The sequence below is a fragment of the Halobellus captivus genome (assembly GCF_003697845.1).
Lineage (GTDB): Archaea > Halobacteriota > Halobacteria > Halobacteriales > Haloferacaceae > Halorubrum > Halorubrum glutamatedens.
Genome location: NZ_RDQE01000030.1, coordinates 1 through 3,438, shown reverse-complemented (window position 1 = coordinate 3,438; position 3,438 = coordinate 1). Strand labels below are relative to the sequence as shown.

The 3,438-nt window shown below is 61.9% G+C and carries 3 protein-coding genes; 2 read left to right on the top strand and 1 reads right to left on the bottom strand.

The window, feature by feature from the left end; all coding sequences use genetic code 11:
• Positions 1 to 208: 208 nt before the first annotated feature.
• The gene (locus EAO78_RS17520) at positions 209 to 580 is read left to right on the top strand and encodes a MarR family transcriptional regulator (protein ID WP_122107024.1); all 372 of its coding nucleotides are present in this window, start codon (positions 209 to 211) and stop codon (positions 578 to 580) included.
• Positions 577 to 927, top strand: coding sequence for a type II toxin-antitoxin system PemK/MazF family toxin (locus EAO78_RS17515; protein ID WP_122107023.1), 351 nt, complete (start codon positions 577 to 579; stop codon positions 925 to 927). Before EAO78_RS17520 ends, EAO78_RS17515 begins: the two co-directional genes overlap by 4 nt.
• A gap of 308 nt (positions 928 to 1,235) precedes the next feature.
• On the opposite strand, the gene EAO78_RS17510 is transcribed toward EAO78_RS17515, so the two are convergent.
• Positions 1,236 to 3,438: copper-translocating P-type ATPase (locus EAO78_RS17510; protein ID WP_238987756.1), on the bottom strand; the 2,203-nt coding region annotated here is incomplete at its 5' end.

Sequence of the window (3,438 nt, the reverse complement as noted above, 5' to 3'; positions counted from 1 at the left end):
CGACGCGCAGAAGATCCACAAGCAACGACCGATCCTGCAAGAGACACTCGCTACCGCTACGCAACCGAGGTGCGAGTCTTAGCTAAAGACGAATGATGCGTACGGTTCTCGAACCGCTTTGTGGCCGTGGACGATGTATTCTCTTCAGTATTTTCGTTGCTTTCACACCTAACACTCATTACGGTGGACGTGGTATCTCCGTTCAACGATGTCCATCGACCGAGATACCTTCGAGAAGACGAGCGAGGACGAACTCGAGGAACTCTCCGTCCCGGATCAGGTTCTCGGATTTCTCGCCGCCAACGAGGATCGAGCGTTCAAAGCCCGCGAAATCGCCTCTCAGATCGGCGTCGACGAGGGCGCAGTCAGCACCGCCCTCTCGCGACTGAAGGACCGCGACCTCGTCGAACACAAAGCGACGTACTGGGCGATAACTGACGACGCTGAGCGCCTCGACGGATACAGCGGGTACGAGCGAGCGACCGCTCTGTTCAACCAGCAACTCGGGACAGAGGACAAGGAGTCCTGGCGCGAACACGCACCCGAGGAACCGCACCCGAGCGTCGAGGACGAACGGTGACCGACGAAGAGACACCGATTTTCGAGCGTGGCGACGTCGTCTACGGGGATGATCCGTTCAAAGGCGAAGAAGACGCTCGGCCATGGCTCATTCTCGCGAATCACGAAGGCCGTCCGTTCTACGGCGAGCAGTATATCGCGCTCACGTTGACGTCGAAATCCTGGATGGACGGCCTGATCGACATTCCCGAAGAGAAATGGCTGCGTGGTGGGACGCCCGACGAGAGTCGAATCGTCCCATGGGGCGTCCAATCGATCGACCACGAGGATATCGACTTCTGGCAAGGACAGGTGGAGAGCGAGCTTGTCGACGAAGCGGTCGCTGCCCTCGCCGAAGAGTTGCAGTAGCTGATCTGTACGAGACCAACCGGAATCTACAGGCGGAGCAGGACGAGTGCCTCGGGGCTGGACCCCGAGGATGAAGGCTTGCTAACGCTGTTGTCTGTTACTGTAGTATCTCGCGTTATGATGGCTGAGTGAGAGCGTATAGAGTACCGGTGGTTGTTTGTGCAAACACTTGCTCGTCACCGGCACCGAGGAGAAATGTCTCACCAGTATCTGGAGAGCAAAGAATCGGTGCCTGCGTAGCACCCATCGGTCTGTCGATTGCGACAGTTACCTCAGCGGAATCCCTCTGGGGGTAGCCAGAAAGAACCTCAGTCAGCGGGTTGTGCCTCCGTAGCTGGTGTCCCGCTTGGAAGCTCGGGGATGGACAGGTCGACGCGGCGGAGTAGCTGTGCGTTGATCGCGACGATTACTGTACTCAACGACATCAGAAGTGCACCCACAGCGGGGGACAGTAGAATCCCAATCGGTGCCAACACGCCTGCTGCAAGCGGAATCGCGAAGACGTTGTAGCCGGCCGCCCAGACGATGTTCTCCTGCATCTTCCGGTAGCTCGCCTTGCTGAGCTTCACCAGCCGAACGACGTCCATCGGGTTGTTCTGCACGAGGATAACGTCCGCCGACTGGACCGCAACGTCGGTGCCGCTCCCGATGGCGATCCCGACGTCGGCCCGCGTCAGCGCCGGCGCGTCGTTGACGCCGTCGCCGACCATCCCCACGAGCTTCCCCTGGTCCTGGAGTTCCTGGACTTTCTCGTCTTTGTCTTCAGGGAGGACCTCCGCGAACACCGTGTCGATGCCCAGTTCGTCGGCGACAGCGTCGGCGACGTCCTGGGAGTCCCCTGTCAGCATCGCCACCTCGATACCCAGATCGTGGAGCGCGTCGACGACGCGGAAACTCTCCTCGCGGATCACGTCGGCCATCGCGAAAGCAGCGATCAGCTCTCCATCACGAACGAGATACACCACAGTCTGGGCGTTCTGTCCGGCCTCGTCAGCGAAGCGCTGGAGATGGTCGGGGATCTCGCTATCGAGTTGGGCCAACAGGTTCGGCCCGCCGACGTACACCTCGTTTCCGTCGACGTTCGCCCGGACCCCTCGTCCTTTGATCGCCTCGAAGGCGGTCGCGTCAGGAGTAGTTACGTCTCGCAGGTCGGCGGCCTCACGGATCGCTCGGGCGATCATGTGTTCGGAGTCACTCTCGACGGCTGCCGCCAACCCGAGCGCGTCGTCCTCGTCGACGTCCTCAACGGTCGCCATATCCACGACGCCGTGTTCGCCCTCGGTGAGCGTCCCTGTTTTGTCGAAGATGATGGCGTCCAGATTCCGCGCGTCCTCCATCGCGATGCGGTCGCGAACGAGCATCCCGTTCCGAGCGGCGAGTGAGGTGTTGATGGCGACGACGAGGGGGATGGCGAGCCCGAGGGCGTGTGGGCAGGCGATGACGAGCACCGTCACGACTCGCTCGATGACCGTCACGTCGAACGAGACTCCGACCGTCCACGCAATCGCGGTCACGACTGCCGCCCCGAGCGCGACGTAGAACAGCCAGCCGGCCGCGCGATCGGCCAACACTTGCGTCTTGGACTTGCTCTGCTGGGCTTCCTCGACGAGACGCATGATGCCCGCGAGCGTCGTCTCCTCGCCCGTCGCACCGACGCGAACACGGAGGCTCCCGTCACCGTTGATTGTCCCGCCGATGACCTCGTCGCTGGGCTCCTTCGAGACCGGTTTCGACTCGCCCGTGATCATCGACTCGTTGACGTCCGAATCGCCCTCCTCGACGGTGCCGTCAGCAGGGACACTCGCGCCCGGCCGGACGAGTATGAGGTCGCCCTCGGAGAGCTCACTGACGGGGACTTCCTCGGTCTCCCCGTCGTCGGTGATGCGCTCGGCGGTGTCTGGCATCAGTTTCGCCAGTTCATCGAGCGCGCTCGAGGCACGCCGCACCGACCGCATCTCGATCCAGTGGCCGAGTAGCATGATGTCGATGAGGGTGACGAGCTCCCAGAAGAACGCCGACTGCGTTGGGAAGACCACACTCGCGAGACTGTAGACGAATGCGACGGTGATCGCCATCGAGATGAGCGTCATCATCCCCGGCGATCGGTCTTTTAGCTCTGGGACCGCCATCTGGAGGAACGGCATCCCACCGTACGCGAAGACGATGACCGCGAAGACGGGGTTGATCCACTCGCTGCCCGGGAACGCGGGGACGGAGAACCCGAGCCACTCCTGCAGCATTTCGCTGTATAGCAGGACTGGGATCGACAGGAGCGTCGAGACGAAGAAGCGCCGGCGGAACATCTGCTCGTGGCCCTCGTGCATCCCGCCATGCCCCTCACCGTGGCCCTCATGGGAACCGTGGTCGTGTCCTTCGCCCTCGTGTCCAGCGTGCTCGTGCTGCTCGTCGAGCACTGTCTCACTCTCCGCAGCAGGGTGTGCCTCTTCTTCCAGTAGCTCCTGTTCTACCCGCTGCTCGTCCGACTCGGCGTCCGATTCATCCTGCTCGCCG

Coding starts and splice junctions, on each gene's coding strand:
- EAO78_RS17520 (WP_122107024.1), top strand. CDS start 209: ATGTCCATCGACCGAGATACCTTCGAGAAGACGAGCGAGGACGAACTC.